This is a genomic window from Sulfobacillus thermotolerans, from assembly GCF_039623705.1.
GTDB classification, from domain to species: domain Bacteria; phylum Bacillota; class Sulfobacillia; order Sulfobacillales; family Sulfobacillaceae; genus Sulfobacillus; species Sulfobacillus thermotolerans.
Genome location: NZ_CP133983.1, coordinates 2,114,406 through 2,132,388 on the forward strand (window position 1 = coordinate 2,114,406; position 17,983 = coordinate 2,132,388).

Below are 17,983 nucleotides of genomic sequence, written 5' to 3' on the forward strand. Positions count from 1 at the left end.
AAGATCGATAGAGCACGAAGCGGCATGGTCAGACGCGAAGGGAGGAAGAAGTATGGACGCATATATTGGGCTCGATGTCGGAACGCAAGGGATGAAAGGGGTGGTGGTGGATGACGCGGGGAGCGTTTTAGACACGGCGTATGCTCCCTATCCGACGCAAAGTCCCGCGCCTGGCTGGCAGGAGCAAAATCCGCAAGATTGGTTGATGGCCTATGATGAGGTGTTGCAACGCCTTATGGCAAAACATCTGCCGGTCGTATACCGGGGCATTGGGTTCACAGGGCAAATGCATACGACGGTGGCATGTAACGCCAATGGAGTCCCAGTGCGCCCTGCCATATTATGGTCTGATACGCGGGCAGCTGGGTACGGGGAAGCGCTGGAGCAGCGATATGGCCTAGATACCCTTGTGCGCCAAACAGCGAATAAACCGCTGGCCAATTTTTCTGTGTTGCGTTTGCTTTGGATGAAAGATCATGAACCCCAACACTACCGAACCATTCAACGGGTGGCCGTGGCTAAGGACTGGGTACGGGATCAAGTCACGGGAACTTTCATGGCGGACGTCACGGATGGGTCAGGGACGTATTTGTTTGATGTGGGACGAAGGCAATGGAACTGGGAATGGATGCAAACGTTATCGATTCCACGCGAATGGTGGGCGGATGCGGTGGAGTCTCCTACCGTGGTTGGAGACTTAAGGCGCGGTCCAGAAGCACTGCAGTCTATTCCCGTGGTCGCCGGAGCAGGGGATCAAGAGGCGAGTGCTGTTGGCACGGGGCTAACCAACGAAGGCGATTTAGGGGTCTCTATCGGTACCTCGGGCGTTATTTTTTGGCCACGGGCGGGCTTTTCTCTGCCTCCTCACCCGTCGATTCATGCTTTTTGCCATGCGGTCCCGGGGATGTGGCACTGGATGGCGGTTACGCAATCAGCCGCCTTATCTTTGCGCTGGTACCGTGACGCCTTTGCGCCCACATTATCCTACCGTGACTTAGACGAACTCGCAGCGTCAAGCCCTGCCGGTAGCCGTGGGCTCTTGTTTTTTCCCTATTTGCAAGGGGAACGGGCTCCTTTAATGAATGCCCAAGCGCAAGGCACGTTGATGGGATTAAGACCGGAGCACCAGGCCGCAGACATTGTGCGAGCGATATTGGAAGGTGTGGTGTTTAGTCTCTTTCATGCATGGCTAATGATGAAGCCAGCGCAGAAAAAGTCATTAGAGCGCATGGTGGCGACCGGGGGCGGCGCCCAAAGCACATTATGGATGCAAATTTTGGCGGATGTCTTTCAAATACCGGTAACCGTCGTGGACGATCCGGGAGCCGCTGTCGGCGCCGCATGGCTAGCCCGGCGCGCTGTCGGCGGGGACGTTAAGGAGCTGTCGCGGCGTGTGCGAAAAGTCGTTGAGCCCAGTCAAAATCAAGGGATCTATGCCGAGCGCTTTCACGCATATCGCAGCATGGCCATGAATCTTAACGGCCTTTGGGGGAAGGAAAGGGTTTAGGGTTGACCGGCAATGATGTGAAAGCAACATGTCAAGCGTTGTTCATAATCGTCAAGGACTAGGTTATCCGTCTGAAAAGGCGGGGTCGGCAGCCCTAGCTTTTGAGCCAACAAAATCATTGATGCCGTATCCTGAGTGTCTTTGGGGTCTGGAACTAAGGCGTATTGTTGGGCATAGGCAGCTGCTTCTGGCAAGTGACCCGCCAAGATGTGCGTGAGACAGAGCTCGGCAATGGTCGATCCCCGCTGTCGGGTTTGGGTGTCGCCGTACAAGGCCAAAGCCTTCTCTAATTGCTCAATGGCCAAGGCGAATTCCCCGCATTGTCGGTGCAAGACACCCATATTGTGGTAGATACGTGCAGTTTGTAACGGCGTGGCCTTATCGATAAGGGTTTCGAATTGTTGGATAAGGCCTTTGTCTTTTCCGTGAAGGGCCCAATAACAAATCAGTTCACCGAGATGCGTTTCGACATTAATGACAGGATCGGCGAAGGGATGACGTTTGACTTGGCAATAGAGGGTTAGGGCGTCCTTATAGTTTTTATTTGCTAATAGAATATTGGCCTTCGTGTAGTCAACCAGGTTGGCTTCACGAGGCCGGTGAAGGGCTAAAAAAATTTCCTTCGCTTGGGCCAACAATGGTTGGCATTGACGGCCGTTATGATGTTCCGCAAGAGAGAGTGCTAACGCATGATTATACAACGCAACGCCTTTGCGATAACTAATGGCTACATGATTCAGTGCATTGACCATTAACTGACTCCATTGCAACATTTGTTTGAAGTCTTGTTTTTTTAAAGAAATCTTTTCCATGAGATAATAGACCTTGCTATTATAGCGGCCATTGTAGGAGCCTTGGCTAAACGCTAGAGCGTGTAAGGCAATGGCTTCCGCTAGTTTTATGTTGTCGGCTTCTAGCATCAATTCCGCAAGGCGACAAAGAGTGGGAGGTCTTCTTTCAACCTGCAAATATTCCAAATACCAATCATCATCGGGCCACGTCAACACAATGGCGAGCTGTCGCATCACGCTGGGGGAGGGAATACGTGTACCCGCCTCGATGGCTAAAAGATATGACTTTGAAATTCCCGTTTTCCTGGCCGCCTCGGTTGAAGTCAGCCCCATTTTCTGCCGACGGCGTTTGACGATGGTATTTAAACTCATTGTCTACCCTCTGGTAAGTTTCATTGTACTCGAGTACTAGTATCATTATACGTGAGGTGAGAACAATGAATAAAATTTTACGGGCCATAATTGTCATGGCCGGATTGGCTGCATTTGTGGGGGTTGTGCCCATCCACACAGGTCATGGAGCTACAAGCACGCAAGCTGCTGTGAGCCCTTTGGGGAGTACGGGCCCTGCTCCGATTATGTTAGGAACCAGACAGGCTTAATTATAGCCGCAGGGCCGGCTATGTCCATGCAGTTTGCCAAAGGGAGGCGTCATCAGGTAATACTTGGTCGCCTCCCTCATCTTATAAACCTGCTAATGTCGGTGAACCGCAATGTGTGACTTCTGCGTAATGCGAGGGCTATGAACACCTTTATAAATGTCCATTCCAAACATGGCTGCCGATGATGCATTTACATTCCAATGGCGGCAAGGAGGTTTTACGATGGCATTGACTAAAGGCATCACCATGCATTTTCTGCTCGAAAATGTCTCAGGTTTAGGCAGAACGCGAAAAGTCCATACCACTTGTTTTATGTGTGCCTGCCGGTGCGGGATTGAAGTGACCGTCGAACAGGAACAGATTCGCTTTATTGCCGGGATCAAAGACTCGCCCGTGAATAAGGGGGTGTGGTGCGCGAAAGGCGGCGCGGGCATCATGACCCAATATTCGCCGGCGCGGCTGATGACGCCCTTGATGCGGGCGCCGGGCAGCCAACGCGGGAGCGGGGACTTAGTGCCCGTCGACTGGGAAACAGCGCTCCGCACGGTGGCCGGGTGGTTGCAGCAAATTCGGGACACGGATCCGGCGCAGTTGGCGTACTTTACGGGCCGGGATCAAATGCAGGCCTTCAATGGCTATTGGGCGCGGCAGTTTGGGACGCCGAACTGGGCAGCGCATGGCGGGTTTTGCTCGGTCAACATGGCGGCCGGGGGGATGTATTCGGTCGGGGGCAGCTTTTGGGAGTTTGGGTGGCCGGATTTGGACGCGGCCCGGTGGTTCATGTTGCTGGGGGTGGCGGAAGATCATCCCTCCAATCCGTTGAAGCTGGCGATTGGCCGGCTGAAAGACCGCGGGGGCCGGTTTGTGGTCGTGAATCCGGTGCGGAGCGGCTATGGCGCGTTGGCGGACGAATGGGTGCCTATTCGTCCCGGGACCGATGGGGCGTTGCTCATGGCCATGATGCATGTGCTGGAACGCGAGGGGCTCTATGACCGGGAATTCTTGACGCGGTACACGAATGCCGCGGGATTGGTGACCGTGGCACCGGGCCAGCCGGAGGATGGTCTGCTGTGGAAGGATGCCCACGGGGAGGTGCTGGTGGCCACCGGGGCGCAGACCTTTACCCCCTTTCGGCAAGCGGGTGGCCACGGCCGCTTAGAGGGGGTCTACACCCACGCCGGTCGGACCTATCGGCCGGCCTTTGCGGTGTTCCAAGAGCGGTTGACCACCTGTACGCCCGCCTGGGCAGAAGCGATTACGGGCATCCCCCGCCGGACGATCGTCCGGCTGGCCTTGGAAATGGGGACGACGGCCTTGCAGCATCCGGTGGTGGTGCCGCAGCCTTGGACCGACTTTTATGGAGTGACGCATCCGCAGACCGTGGGCCGCCCCGTGGCGTTTCATGCGATGCGGGGCTTGGCGGCGCATACCAACGGCTTTCAGACCGTGCGCGCGCTGTTTGATTTAATGATGATGTTGGGGACGATTGACCGGCCGGGCGGCTTTCGGTATAAGAGCCCCTATCCCAAAGCAGCGCCGCCTCCGTGGACCCCTCCCGCTAACCGCCGTGATTATCAGCCGGGCCAGCCGGCGCCGGGGCCGTTACTTGGGTATCCCCAGACTCCCGACGATTTATTGGTCGACGGCGATACGCCGTTGCGGATTGACGAGGCGTATTCGTGGAAATATCCGCTGGCGGCCCACGGCGTGATTCAAAACGTGATTCGCAATGCCTATGACCGGAGGCCCTATGGGATTGACACGCTGATGATCTACATGTCGAATCTGGCGTGGAATTCGAGCTGGAATACGTTGGAGACGCGGGCGATGCTGCAGGCCCAGGATGATGACGGCAACTATGTCATTCCCCATGTGGTCGTGTTCGACGCGTATGATTCGGAAACCGTGGCCTTTGCGGATATTGTTTTTCCCGATACGACGTACCTCGAACGGTGGGATGCGGCCTCGTTACAGGATCGGCCCATCTCGGAACCGGATGGCCCAGCGGACTCGATCCGCCAGCCCGTCGTCGCGCCGCCGCCGGGCGTGCGGCCGGCGGCCGACACGCTGATTGAATTAGCCAACCGGCTGCAGTTGCCGGGATTTGTGGAAAACGGGCAGCGCCGCTACCAGACCTACGCCGACTTTTTGCAAGGATGGGAAACATCCCCCGGCTCGGGCGTGGGGCTCTTAGCGGGCTTTCGGGGGCCGCAAGGTACCGACCAGTATGTCGGCGCCCCCAATCCCCAGCAGTTGCAGGCGTATGCGACCCATCACGCCTTTTGGTATGACGAGATTCCCGCGGAGCGCAAATATTACCGGATGGCCAACCAAGCGTATCTGGACTGGGCCCAGAGTGTGCGGTTTGTGCCGACAGCCGATCCGATTGTGCTGCAATTTTATTCCGAGCCCTTACAGACCTTTCGGCTGGCCGGGCAAGGCCTGTGGCCCGGGAAGCAGCCGACCCATCCCGCTCTTCGCGCGCGTTTGGCCACCTACTGTGATCCCTTGCCGTTTTGGTATCCGCCCTTAGAAGAGCAGGAGACGACGGCGGCGGCGTATCCGTTGATATTAATTACGCAGCGGCCCATGACCCACTATCATTCGTGGGGCTCGCAAAATGCGTGGCTGCGGCAACTCTTGATGGAGAATCCGCTCTTTATCAATCCGCAAGCGGCCCACGCGTTAGGACTGACGGACGGGCAATGGGTGTGGATAGAATCGCGCCAGGGGCGGATGACGGCGAAGCTGCGCTTCTCGGATGCGGTGGAACCGGGGACCGTGTGGACGTGGAATGCGATTGCCAAGGCGCCGGGGGCCTGGGGGCTGCATCCCGACGCCCCGGAAAGCCAGCAGGCCATTTTAGTCAATCATATTGTGCCCGACACCTTGACGTCGCGTGATGGCACGGTGACGTTTAACAATGATCCGATTACCGGGCAAGCGGGATGGTATGACACGAAGGTCCGCGTGTACCCCTCGGAGCTGCACGAGGTATGGCCGAAAGTGGCCCCGCTGAAACCCCGGCGGGCGGACATGGTGAACTTGCCGCACTTACGGTATACGACCCGCAAAGGGGGAGGACGTTAATGCAACTGACGATTATCACGGACTTGAACAAATGTGTGGGCTGCAAGAGTTGCCAAGTCTCCTGTAAAGAGCACAATACCTCCGGCGACTTTGGGCCCGTGCCCGATCACGACCCGTACCGGGAGGCCGAAGGCATGTGGTGGAACCGGGTCATCGGCATGGAGGCGGGGGAATACCCACACGTCGGGGTCATGTACTTGCCCAAGGCCTGCATGCATTGTTATGACGCGCCCTGCGTCCCGGTCTGTCCGACCGGCGCCTCGTACAAGCGCGACGATAACGGGGTGGTGCTGGTCGATTACGAGGCCTGTATTGGGTGTCAGTTGTGCATGTGGGCGTGTCCCTATGGCGTGCGGGAATTTGATGAGCATGAGGGCGTGGTCAAGAAATGCACGCTGTGCATAGACCGGATCGAAGATGAGAGCCTGCCGCCCGAAGACCGGCAGCCCGCGTGCGTGCAAAGTTGTCCCACGCACGCCCGCACCTTTGGCGATTTAGAGGACCCGGATTCGGCCGTCGCGCATTTGGTGGCCGAGCGGCAAGGGTTTGTCTTGTTGCCCGAGTTGGGCGCGCGCCCGGCCATCCATTATCTGCCCCGGCGGCATGCGCCGGGGATCGTGGATCCCGAGACGATTGATCGGGTCCTTGGGGAGGGATCGTAATGCGTCCGACGTGGCCATTATTGGCATTAACGTTATTGCAAGGCGTGTCGTGGGGCGTGATGGCGGTCGTGGCCGCGGCGCTGGTGGGCGGGTGGCCGGTGTCGACGGGCACGGTGCAGGCATGGGAGTGGCTCGCGTGGGGCACGGGCGCCCTCGGGGGCAGCGCGTCGGTGTTTCACATGCACCGGTTGGCGGCGGCCCGCTATGTCTTACGCCGGTTACGCAGTTCCTGGCTGAGTCGCGAGGCCTTGAGCACGGGAGGATACATGGCCGTGTTGTCGGTCGCGGTCGCCCTGCGTGTGCTGTGGCCGCAGGCGCGCGGCCTGTGGGAAGCCGCGACGCTGCTCGCGGCGGGGCTCGGCGCGGTGGCGGTGTATATCACCGCCATGCTATATGCGACGATTCCGGCGATGCGGAGTTGGCATTCGCCGCTCACGGTGGTGGTGTTCTTTGCGGCCGCGCTGCTGAGTGGCGGGGCCGGAGCTGGGGCGGTGGCCGTGATCATCGGGGGACCGGGTTGGGGCGGCTGGCCGGGGCTGGACGCGGCATTCGCGCTGGTCTTTGGCGCGCTCGTGAGTTTGCAAATTCGGGCGTTTCGCGTGGCGGCCGCCGGGGTGCTGGCGGCGACGGGGACGGGGCTCGCGGGGCGGCCCTACCGGTTGCAAGACGCGGGCGGGAGTCGGCCGCCGTACCGCACGCAGACACAAATCTGGCCGGTCCTGCCGGCCGCGGTTCGCACCAGTGGCTATGCCGCTGTCTTGGTCTTGGCCGTGGTGGGGCCGTGTCTGGCGGCCGCGCAGGGGACCACAGGCCTGGTGTGGGGCGCAGGGAGCGCGTGGCTGGGGGTAGCGCTCAGCCGCTGGATGTTCTTTGCGGATGCGACACATAGCTCGCGGGTGTGGTTTGCCGATCAACCCAAAACCCCGTCGCCCGTCCGCCGTGAGCCGGGGCGGCCCTATAGACGGGGTTCTTCGATAAAGTTGTGATTAGTAGAGCAATAAATTGCGATGAGGTGTTTTCGCTTAAAAGCTAAGCTTGGTCGGTGCTCGATTCATGGCAAGGCAAGCACCCACCAAGCCTAGTTTTAAAGAGGGCCAGGCATGGGCTATAACATCGACATTGCTGCTGCATACGACGTGGGGATTCAAGCGCGAAGAATACTTTGTGGACGGTTCATCATCATGATGCGGGTATTGTCTTTCTGTCTGCGAAGCCCGTTTAGATAGGCTTCGCTTCAAGACGGGTCCATACGGCCGAACGCGAAAAAAGAGCGCCACTGTCGTCTAAAGATCATCAAACGTGGCGTCCTTTGTTTGAGCAATAAATGGGAAAAAAGTTGCCCCCTTGTAGGAAAAATCCGCAATGGGTCTCATCTAACCCATAAGCGGTTTCCTCTCTACTGGAGCTAGACCGGGGTAAGAGAAACCGCCATCGCGCTTTTTAATAGCGGATGGCGGTTAGTGTGTTCATCATGAGATACCGCGGGTGTGATCCCCTTGGTTTTTCCGCGTGCGATGTGTTCGGTAGTAGTCTTTCCACACCAATTTGTAGAGTCCGAGATAACGGGGCACTTGATTCCATCCTGGGATCCACGGGGTAAAGGCGAGCGCTAGCCAGAACAAGAAGCCGATGCTTAATGCAATGGCATCAGACGCCGACGAATTTGCCACAAACGGCCATTGGTAGATCCATGTGGGAATTGTCATCCACCACGCAGCGGGATAGCCTGGGATGGCTGAATGGATGATACCCCATTGAGTGCCGCCGAGTTGCAATGGCGCAGCAGCCGTTTGCAGGGGCTGCCCCTGTAGGAAAAGGAGATAGTTTTGGTTGTCAAAGCGGTTCACAACATTGGGATTGCGAATTAAAGCGCCAGACATTAATCCGCTCTTCCCCAAACGAAGCGTGGCATTCATGAGGGATGCGACGGGGCCGTAAACGCCTTTGGGCACGACAACTTGCCCATTGACGACTCGGGCGTGGTCTAAAGCTTTTGTATAATTTTGTTCCCAAAGGGTTTGAAGAGCCGGAGATGCGCTTTCAAATTGGGTGAGCGCTGGTTTAATGGAGGGATTAAGCGTTGCGGCCATCGTCAGTGGTTTGAGGATGAAGTCTTGTGCGGCGTTGACCGGATGGATTATCCCTGTCCATTTTTGCAAGATAGACTCCACGTTGCCCGTACCATTGTTATAGGGAGGGCCGTAATTGGCGATGGCGCCTTGACCATCGAGGGCCCGCAGAGAAACTTGCTCGAAGGTCACAGGATTTTGTGTGGCGTATTTCTGAATGGTTAACGGAGGCTTTTCTGGGACCCCAAAGAGCGCGGATAAAACGAGTACCAGAATCGTTACAATCCCTAAGGTGCCCATCAGGTGCTTCATGAAGTCTTCCGGGACATAACGGTAATCCGTTACAACGTCTTGCGTTGGTCTAGCGGCCATATCTGTCAGCTCCTTTCAGCCGTGTGAGGAGGTTGTTTGAGAGGATAGGGGGGGACGACACCCTTAATGCGTACCCGAACAATATGGCCAAATATAATGGCGCTTAACGTAAGCGGGAGTACGACCAGATGCATACCCATCATTTGGCCTGCATTGGGGAGGTTAATCCATGCGAGGCCTAGGGCGTTGAGCCCATCTTTGGCTTGTACGGCGTTCCACTGTGAATAGAAATCGCCATTGATTAAGAATCCGGTAAACGCCGTGGGAATGGCAATAAGTAGAGCGAGGGCACCCAACACCCAAGTTTCACGCCGTCCTCCACGCCACGCTCCCGTAAAGAACACGCGCCACAAATGCAACATCATGAAGAAGAAAAAGGCTTGCACCGACCAAAAATGTACAGCTGCGGCGAAGCGGTCGGCCCCATTATATGACCAGCTAGCAGGGCCGTTGGCGGCGAGAATAACCCCTGAGATAATCAGTGCCACAAAGCTTGACGCCGTTAAGGAGCCAAGCATGTACATGAAGCCTTGGGCATATTCGGGCATTGTTTCGGGGAGCCACGTATCAATCGACATGACCTCGGTTAACGCCTGACGAGACAGCTTGGTCCAATTGGCCATGGTAGATCCCTCCTAATTAAGTAGTGAATGAACAGATGTTAATGGTGTCGACTGGGCCACAACAGCCCAGCTAAAAACGTCAACAGAAAAATGCCCTCAACAATCCAATTTCCTGTTTGTGTCGTCATGGGAACCATCTCCTCTTCAATGAGTTCTAGGAAAGTCTTGACGAGGGTCTCTAACCTTAAGGGAATTTAAACGAAAACAAGTAAGTCAATAATAAAAGATCTGATAAGTACAACAAGAAAAAGATATTGGCAGCGCCCTCGTGGCGAATGGGCTGAATGAGAGCGCTGATTCATTCCTGCCGCGCGAGTGAGGACATTATGATGCGCGGTGACTCCCACCGGGAAAGTGCTGCGGGTGGTGCTGGTGGTGTGCGAATGAAATGGGAGGTGCAGCGGGCCGCCGTGTTGTCAAGGTGTGGGGATGCCTAGCCCAATAGCCCCATGTGATGAGAAGGGTCAATGTCCAAACAAGATATCCTAATACCAGAGTCAAAAGAACCGCTATCAAAGGGCTATGCGAAACGTGACTGTTAAAACGAAAGACTAAGCCCGTCAAACCCAAACCGACTAGCAGCGAACCGATGCTTTTTTGTAACAGTTTCATCCCAACCGCCTCCTTAAGGATATTGTCGCCTTTTTTCAGAAACATGAAATCGTTCAAATGGCCTAGTTCAGGGGGTTCTAATGGACCCGATTGTTGGCCGTGAAGTGGTTTTTATGCGACATCAATGAGGATGTTTTAGTCTCCAAACGGGACATTGCTATAAGGTGTCCTCTTAGTACGTGGGCCAAAGGCTCACGCAGAGCGGGTGAGGTGGTTATTGTGAGCTAAACGAAAGGGACCTGTCTGACCTGACAAAAATTTATGAAGCTGAGTGAGGTGGGGTGGGGCGAAGAAATTATCGGGGTGTGCAGCTGCCAGGGCAAGCTACACGGGTCTTACTCAGGAGTTTTAAGAGACTTTAACCTTGAGCCTAGGCTCAAGGTGCTATGGGATTCAGAACAGATGGGAGTTGTGAGAAGCGCTTTTCGCAAGAAAGCATGGAGTGGTGGACTTAGGCGATAACGGGCGTGTTAGTGCGGCAAAATGTGTGTGGTATTTAGGCTGGCGCTGGTTGTAAGAAAACCGCCAGACCTTGCAATATTGTAGTGGGTTGCTTGCTCGGCAAAGGCGGGGGACGTCGTGGCTGCGCAATCGCTAAGCAAAATCGTATCGTAGCCTAGGGCAGACGCATCAAGCAATGTGGCAAAGACGCATTGGTCGACATTCACCCCGGCAAAAAAGAGCGTGGTGATCTGGTGGCTACGAAGAATTTGATCTAATACTGTCCCTTGAAAGCCGCTCAATCGATATTTGTCAATGCGCCAGTCCAAAGCGTCAGGGATCAATCCTGGAACCAACTGCACTGACCAACTATCCTTCACGAGGGCAGGGCCGAGATCTTGTGGGAGCGATCCGCCAATGCCGCCCCATTCGCTATTGCGCTGAAACGCATACAAAACACTAGGAGGAAGGTTGGCAAGATCGAGGCGGTTTCCCCAGTTGACCCACCCAATATGCATACCGATAGAGCGCGCAGCGGCTACACCTTGTTGAATGGCTGGGATAAGGCCAGATGTTGGTGCTCTCTTAAGCTCGGTTGCGCAGAAGTAGTTTTGCATGTCAATAATTAACAAGGCCGAATGAGATGGTGAAAAGATGAGAGAGCCCTCGCTATGAAGTATTTGATGACGGGGAGGGGCCGCCCGGCTGATATCAATCGTGTCACCCGAGACCTCCCACCAGTTATTGGGATGGCCAATGCGCATAAGGCACCGCCCTTCTTAAGAGATGTGGGATTATGGTACCACAAAGCCATGGGGCAAGGGGCTACAGATTTGGGCACAACGCCCAAATTCTTAAGAGGGGTTTGATGTGGCCAAGTCTAGGGTACCGTGTCGGCTTGCTAGGAGCAGATCCTAGACAGGCCAACGGCTAATTGAGCATACTTTGGCCAACGAATTGGGCGTTTCGCGCACACCAGTGCGGGAGGCGTTAAAGCATTTAGCAGCTGAAGGCCTTGTGACGGTCGATGGTCGAAGAGGCTTGGTGGTATCTCGTCTTTCTCTAGAAGTGATTGAAGAAGCGTATATGGTTAGAGAAGTCCTGGAAGGTCTCGCGGCACGTTTGGCTAGCGAGCATCCATACGACCCTGCTGATCTCCAGAAACTCCAGCGGGCTTTGGATGCCATGGAGCAAGGAGGGCTATCACCGAAAGCCTTTGATGCCGTGCATGGGGAGTTTCACGATACGGTGCGGAATATGGCGCATAACGCATATTTAGACCGCTATTTAGGCGAACTCGCGGCGTTTCGGACACGCATGGTGTCCCTAGACTGGATTCCGAAGACACGCGTGACGCGATCGTTGGAAGAGCATCGATCGATTTATGAGGCCATTCGCGATGGACGATCTGACGATGCTGAGCGTTTAGCTCGGCAGCATGTTGCGAGTACACGAAAAGCCCTATTGCAACGGTTGCAAGACCACGCGGATGCGTAAGTTTCATCATTCTGAGCAAACAGTGGGAGGGAAGCGCATGAACAAGAAACAAGGATTAGGTATGGCAGCAGTATTGCTAACAGGCAGCATGCTGGCTGGTTGCGGAACATCTTCCGCGCAAAGTACGGTATCTAGCCACTCTGGAGCCCCTGTTGAGGCTTCACCCGTGCGGGGCGGAACGTTAAATGTGGGGATTGATTCCGATTTCGTGACGTTGAATCCTGCTATGTCATCGGCTTTGATTGACCGTCAAGCCTTCATCAATATTTTTGATCCCTTGCTAAAATTGTCCCCCACCATGCAAGTGGAACCCAATCTGGTAACACACTGGACCGTGACCAATGGGGGCACGACATACACCTTGTTCTTGCGCCACGGTGTCAAGTTTCAAGATGGCACCCCCTTTAATGCGCAGGCTGTCATTTACAACTGGGATTGGGAAATGAATCCAGCTAACGCATCGCCGCGACTGAGCGACTTGTCACTCGTGACACATTTGGCGGCGCCCAATCCTTATGAAATCGTCGTGACGCTTAAGGCCCCCTATTCGGCGTTTCTCTCTGTGCTGACAGGACGAACAGGAATGATTTCATCGCCAACGGCCATGAAAAAATGGGGGAGTGCGTATGGGCTTCATCCCGTCGGCACCGGGCCATTTAAGTTTGTGCAATGGATTAAGAACGATCACATGATTTTGGAACGCAATCCGCTGTATTGGAAAAAGAACCAACCCTATCTAAACAAAATTGTCTACACACCTATCACCAATCCCGTTCAGGAATATAATGCATTGGTGACGGGGCAGGTCAACGTGATTGATAGTGTGCCGTATCAAGATGTGAACAGCCTCGCGTCGAACACGTCGTTGCGGTATGCGGAAAATCCAGGGTTGGGATATGCCGATATGGAACTTAATACGCAGGCATCGCCACTAAACAATGTTCACAACCGAGAAGCCATTGACTATGCCATTAATCGTCAAGCGCTAAACCAATTACTGTACTTTGGGCACGCGGTACCTGCCTATACCCAGTTTTCTCCTGCATCGTGGGCATATGATCCCCACATTAAGGTGCCATATTCAGATGCTTTAGCGCGGCAACAATTGGCGAAAGCTGGCAATCCCAAAGGATTTTCCTTTACCTTGCTGGGAGAAAATGATCCCGCCACTGTGCAAGAGATGGAAGCGATTCAAAGCGAGTTGGCAAAAGTTGGTATTACGATGCACATAGAGCCCGTTGACTTCACGACACTGCTGACAGATGCCATCAATGGCAATTATCAAGCTGATTTGCTCGGGTGGAGCGGAAGGCCCGATCCGGACCAAAATAGCTATGCATTTGACACGACCGGCGGTAGCTTTAACGATCCGCGTTACTCCAACTCGCAAGTGGATAGCTTACTTTTGAAGGCGCGGGAAGCTGCCTCGGAAAGTGTGCGCAAGCAGTACTACGACGAGGCGGCGACTATTGTGTTACATCAAGCTCCCTATATCTTCCTTGAATACACTCCAGTGATTCAGGCGTGGTCCCCAAGCGTTCACGGATTTCAGGTTTACCCCGATGGATTGATGCGTTTTTCGAAGACATGGATTAAGTAGGCGAAGCGAATGGTAACCTTTATTGTGCGTCGTATTCTTTCGCTGGTCCCCGTCGCGTTTATTGTGCTGGTGGTGACATTTAGTTTGATTCACCTGACGCCGGGCAATCCCGCATACACAATATTGGGAGACCAGGCCAGTCCTCAGGCAGTGCATTTGTTGGACGTGAAGATGGGGCTGACGCGCCCATTGCCGCAACAGTTTGCGGCGTATATCGGGCAGGTCGCACGTGGCAATTTAGGCGTGTCGCTTCTCGATGGACAATCCGTATTATCTCTGATTATTACCCGTCTTCCCGTGACCTTGGAGCTTGCCGTCCTTGCCGTTATTGTGTCGCTCTTGATTGCTATTCCTACGGGAATCTTCGCCGCCTATCGGCCCAATACCTGGGTGGATAACCTATCGCGACTTTTGGCGTTGGTCGGGGCGGCGATCCCCAATTTTTGGTTGGCGTTGTTGCTAGTGTATATCTTTGCCGTAGGACTGCATTGGCTTCCCTCTTTAGGGTGGGTACCGCTAACTCAAAGCGTGCCGGGCAATTTGGTGCATTTGGTATTGCCGGTAGTTGTCCTAGCCTTACCCTTGGCAGCGGTGACATCGCGGGTATTACGCGGCGAATTAATCGAAGTGATGCATTTGCTTTATATTCAGGTGGCTCGCGCGAAAGGCATTAGCGAATGGGCCGTTGTCATGCGTCATGGGGTACGCAATGCGCTGGTGCCCGTGGTAACGGTCGTGGGGTTGCAAGTGGGGGCCTTGCTAGGAGGCGTTGTCATTACCGAGACGATTTTCTCCTTGCCCGGGATGGGACAATTGGTCGTCAATGCGATTTTTGACCGGGATTACCCGGTCCTAGATGGATCGGTCTTGTTCATGGCGTTTGTGGTATTGTTGGCTAATTTATGTGTTGATCTTGTTTATGCATGGCTGGACCCGCGTATTCGTTACAACTGATCACAAGCCACTGCGAAGGGGGGATACATGTGATCGAACAACCGATGTCATCAGAGGTCGTCGTAGTCGCAGATGCTCAAGGTTACAGTCGTGCGTTGCGCCGATTTTGGAAAAATAAACTGGGTATCATGGGACTGATTATTGTGGTGGGATTTGTGTTGATGGCGCTGTTTGCGCCAGCCCTTGCCCCCTTTCCTCCATTGGCGACCCATTTTAGCCAGGCCTTCCAGCCGCCATCTGCTCGCCATTGGCTAGGAACAGATGAACTGGGGCGAGACGTTCTGTCACGGATCATTTATGGAGCCCGCAGTTCCTTGGTTTCTGGTATTTTAATTGTGGCCATTGGCGTAGGCATTGGGGTACCGGTTGGGCTGGTCTCAGGCTATTACGGCGGGTGGATAGACGATGTGATTATGCGCATCGTGGACGCGGCTCTGGCGTTTCCTGCATTGGTTCTCGCGTTGGCTATTGCTTGGATTTTAGGACCGTCTCTTATTCATGCGGTATGGGCCATAGCGGCTGTTACCATTCCTCAGTTTGCTCGAATTACCCGGGGGCAGGTGCTGAGTGCGCGGACACGAGAGTATGTTGAAGCGGCGCGTTGTTTAGGGGCATCGCCATGGCGCATCATGCTGTACCATGTTCTGCGCAATGCGGCGACCCCCATTCTTGTGGTGGCCACGTTGAACATTGGCAGTGCAATTCTGGCAGTGGCCAGCCTCTCGTTTCTAGCCCCTAATTGGGGCCTGCTCCAAGCGCACCCATGCCCCTAATTGGGGGATTACGGGATGTGCGAGCGATGGGTCTTGCCTGACCATGCCAAGACATTACAAGAGATTGCCAATACGCATGCCGAGTCTTTTTACCGCGGCCGACTCGCCCAAGAAATGGTAAGCTTCTCGCACGCCACGGGCGGCATTTTGTCATTAAAGGATTTCGGAGCATATGCTCCCGAGTGGGTTGACCCGTTGTCTGTCGCATTTCGCGACTATGAGGTATGGGAGCTGCCGCCCAATGGCCAAGGGCTTGTGGCGTTAATGGCGCTAAAAATTCTCGAAGGGCTGGATGCTCATTCAGAGGAAGAGCGGATCCACCAACAAATTGAAGCGCTAAAATTGGCTTTTGCCGATGCGCAGCGCTACTTGGCTGACCCGCAGTATATGGCGAGTCCCCCCGCCGCATTTTTGGACGCGGCCTATCTGCAAGAACGACGGGGCTTGATTGGCCCCAAGGCCGCTTTGCCGCACGCAGGATTGCCGAGACCCGGAGGTACCGTATATTTGGCCACAGCGGATAATCAAGGCAATATGGTGTCCTATATTCAAAGCAATTTTGCTGGCTTTGGATCCGGACTGGTTGTGCCAGGAACGGGAATTGCGCTTCAGAATCGCGGGCAATTGTTTTCTCTAGAAGAGGGTCATCCCAATATATTGGAACCCGGTAAAAGGCCATATCATACCATTATTCCCGGATTTTTAACACAGAAGGGAAAGCCGATTGGCCCATTTGGCGTAATGGGTGGGTTTATGCAGCCGCAAGGACACGTTCAAGTCTTAAGTCGTGTTCTGGAGGGGGGAATGAACCCGCAAGCCGCTTTAGATGCCCCACGATTTTATTGGGAACAAGGCATGCATGTGGTCGTGGAGCACACCATGGCTCCGGAAATTGTGGCGGCTTTGCGCGAGCGCGGCCATGATGTGCAAGTTACGACGGAAGTGGCGCCGTTCGGACGGGGTCAAATCGTGTGGCAAGACGGGAGTGGCGTGCTCATTGGAGCCACGGAACCGCGTGCGGATGGCATGGTAGCCGCCTGGTAACGGTGCAGACCCACTTTGACAGTAAGAACGCACATGAACACGTCAATCTAAACGCCCCCCACAGAGGTTTTGTGAGGGGCGATTGACTGTGCGTGGGGTCTTTTAAGCAGGTAATTCTTGCCCCTTACGTTCGGGAACCCATCGCCAAACGAAGAGCGCAGCAACCGGATAGACGATAAATAGCAAGGTTAGAGCTGATGTGATGCTCATTTGGGTTGCGAGCAGACCGATGAGGAGCGGGCCTAATCCGCCGCCGACACCACGTCCCGTTCCGAAAATGAAGTTTTCCGCCGTAGAACGCGACTCGGTCGGGTAGTGTTCGGACAGCAATGCACCGTATCCCCCCATCCCGCCATTGACGAAAGCGCCTAAGATAAATCCGCCCCAGAGCACAATAACCGGACTCGTAATCGAAAAGTACAAGGGAATCATGAGTGCGGTGCCAAGGAACAAGATAATGTAAGAGGGTTTGCGGCCAATTGTATCGCACAGCCACCCAAAAAAGATAATGCCAACAATCATTCCCGTGGTGGTGATTAAAGTCCACTCGGTGGTATGGCCTAACGTGTAGTGATGCACTTTTTCGAGCGTTGAGGGCATCCAGAGCATAATGGCGTAGTATCCAAAATTCTGCACGGTGGTCATAAATAGCAGAGCCAGGGTGACTTTTGTTATTTTTCCCGAGGCAAACAAATCGGTCAGCGGAAAAGCGCGGCGGTGAGTACGCGCCGTTTGAAAATCAGCAGGTTCTTTTAGACGAAATCGTGCCCAAGCAGCTAAGATGGCGGGCAAAACACCCACCACCATGACGCCGCGCCAACCCCAATGGGGGAGGATGAGGAGTGTCACAAATGATGCTAATAATACGCCGAGACTGAATCCAATGGCGACATAGGAACCAGCCTGCGCCCGGATTTTGGCAGGCCATGACTCGGTGACCAGGGTCATGCCAATACCAAACTCCCCGCCAATACCCAAGCCCACAAGAAAACGCCAGAACAGCAACATGTGGTAATTGGGCGATAACGCGGATAAGCCTGTCGATGCCGCATACAGCAAAATGGTCCAGCTCAGAGTGCGTACGCGGCCTACATAGTCAGCAAGCAATCCAAACGCGTATGAACCAACCCATGTCCCCACCATGGTGGCAGTGGCAATGGCACCAGCTTGAACGGAATTAAGGGCAAAACTGGCGATCACGGCCGTGAGGGTAAAAGAAATAATCATTTGATCGAGTCCATCGGTCAAATAGCCCAAACTTGCAGCGCCAAGATTTTGCCACTGCGTGCGCTTGGTCGAGGGATAGCTTAAGGATTGGGACGTTTGCTCTGCCATTGTCAACCTCC

At 54.7% G+C, this 17,983-nt stretch carries 16 protein-coding genes; 10 read left to right on the forward strand and 6 right to left on the reverse strand.

Features of this window, described 5'->3' with window-relative positions:
- Positions 1-52: 52 nt before the first annotated feature.
- Positions 53-1,507: a xylulokinase gene (gene xylB / locus ORD20_RS10940; RefSeq protein ID WP_103375600.1), complete on the forward strand. Its 1,455-nt coding sequence runs from the start codon at positions 53-55 to the stop codon at positions 1,505-1,507.
- Here xylB and ORD20_RS10945 read toward each other — a convergent pair.
- Positions 1,504-2,670 carry a helix-turn-helix domain-containing protein gene (locus ORD20_RS10945; RefSeq protein ID WP_103375599.1) on the reverse strand — a complete coding sequence of 389 codons (1,167 nt, stop codon included), beginning with the start codon at positions 2,668-2,670 and terminating at the stop codon, positions 1,504-1,506. The genes xylB and ORD20_RS10945 overlap by 4 nt on opposite strands.
- 65 nt (positions 2,671-2,735) lie before the next feature.
- Between ORD20_RS10945 and ORD20_RS10950 the strand changes: the two genes are divergently transcribed.
- From ORD20_RS10950 to ORD20_RS10965, 4 genes are all read left to right on the forward strand, one after another.
- Positions 2,736-2,900 (forward strand): hypothetical protein, encoded by a 165-nt coding sequence (locus ORD20_RS10950; protein WP_158246267.1) that lies wholly within the window; start codon positions 2,736-2,738, stop codon positions 2,898-2,900.
- 222 nt (positions 2,901-3,122) lie between these two features.
- Positions 3,123-5,990 carry a molybdopterin-dependent oxidoreductase gene (locus tag ORD20_RS10955; RefSeq protein ID WP_430626174.1) on the forward strand — a complete coding sequence of 956 codons (2,868 nt, stop codon included), beginning with the start codon at positions 3,123-3,125 and terminating at the stop codon, positions 5,988-5,990.
- Positions 5,990-6,652, forward strand: coding sequence for a 4Fe-4S dicluster domain-containing protein (locus ORD20_RS10960; protein ID WP_103374507.1), 663 nt, complete (start codon positions 5,990-5,992; stop codon positions 6,650-6,652). Before ORD20_RS10955 ends, ORD20_RS10960 begins: the two co-directional genes overlap by 1 nt.
- Positions 6,652-7,638: a dimethyl sulfoxide reductase anchor subunit family protein gene (locus ORD20_RS10965; RefSeq protein ID WP_430626175.1), complete on the forward strand. Its 987-nt coding sequence runs from the start codon at positions 6,652-6,654 to the stop codon at positions 7,636-7,638. Before ORD20_RS10960 ends, ORD20_RS10965 begins: the two co-directional genes overlap by 1 nt.
- 483 nt (positions 7,639-8,121) lie before the next feature.
- Here the strand turns inward: ORD20_RS10965 and ORD20_RS10970 are convergent, their stop codons facing one another.
- The 4 genes from ORD20_RS10970 to ORD20_RS10985 all read right to left on the reverse strand — a co-directional run bounded on the left by ORD20_RS10970 (position 8,122) and on the right by ORD20_RS10985 (position 11,533).
- Positions 8,122-9,093 (reverse strand): cytochrome B6, encoded by a 972-nt coding sequence (locus tag ORD20_RS10970; RefSeq protein WP_103376035.1) that lies wholly within the window; start codon positions 9,091-9,093, stop codon positions 8,122-8,124.
- Between the two features lie 5 nt (positions 9,094-9,098).
- Entirely contained in the window at positions 9,099-9,716 is a 618-nt protein-coding gene (locus ORD20_RS10975; protein ID WP_103376034.1) for a cytochrome b N-terminal domain-containing protein, read from the reverse strand.
- Between the two features lie 324 nt (positions 9,717-10,040).
- The gene (locus tag ORD20_RS10980; RefSeq protein WP_103376033.1) at positions 10,041-10,328 is read right to left on the reverse strand and encodes a hypothetical protein; all 288 of its coding nucleotides are present in this window, start codon (positions 10,326-10,328) and stop codon (positions 10,041-10,043) included.
- Between the two features lie 470 nt (positions 10,329-10,798).
- Positions 10,799-11,533 carry a cysteine hydrolase gene (locus ORD20_RS10985; protein WP_103376032.1) on the reverse strand — a complete coding sequence of 245 codons (735 nt, stop codon included), beginning with the start codon at positions 11,531-11,533 and terminating at the stop codon, positions 10,799-10,801.
- Positions 11,534-11,702: 169 nt separating this feature from the next.
- Between ORD20_RS10985 and ORD20_RS10990 the strand changes: the two genes are divergently transcribed.
- The 5 genes from ORD20_RS10990 to ORD20_RS11010 are packed head-to-tail and all read left to right on the forward strand — an operon-like array spanning position 11,703 to position 16,637.
- Complete coding sequence (locus ORD20_RS10990; protein ID WP_430626713.1) at positions 11,703-12,266, forward strand: GntR family transcriptional regulator; 564 nt, start codon at positions 11,703-11,705, stop codon at positions 12,264-12,266.
- 37 nt (positions 12,267-12,303) lie between these two features.
- Entirely contained in the window at positions 12,304-13,866 is a 1,563-nt protein-coding gene (locus ORD20_RS10995) for an ABC transporter substrate-binding protein (RefSeq protein WP_103376030.1), read from the forward strand.
- A 9-nt stretch (positions 13,867-13,875) separates the two neighbouring features.
- A complete protein-coding gene (locus tag ORD20_RS11000) occupies positions 13,876-14,820 on the forward strand; it encodes an ABC transporter permease (RefSeq protein ID WP_103376029.1) in 945 nt (314 codons plus the stop codon).
- 29 nt (positions 14,821-14,849) lie between these two features.
- On the forward strand, positions 14,850-15,593 hold the full coding sequence (locus ORD20_RS11005; protein ID WP_430626176.1) for an ABC transporter permease: 744 nt from the start codon (positions 14,850-14,852) through the stop codon (positions 15,591-15,593).
- A gap of 15 nt (positions 15,594-15,608) precedes the next feature.
- Positions 15,609-16,637, forward strand: a complete 1,029-nt coding sequence (locus ORD20_RS11010; RefSeq protein ID WP_430626177.1) for a gamma-glutamyltransferase family protein — start codon at positions 15,609-15,611, stop codon at positions 16,635-16,637.
- 102 nt (positions 16,638-16,739) lie between these two features.
- On the opposite strand, the gene ORD20_RS11015 is transcribed toward ORD20_RS11010, so the two are convergent.
- A complete protein-coding gene (locus ORD20_RS11015; protein WP_103376027.1) occupies positions 16,740-17,972 on the reverse strand; it encodes an MFS transporter in 1,233 nt (410 codons plus the stop codon).
- Positions 17,973-17,983 lie beyond the last annotated feature (11 nt).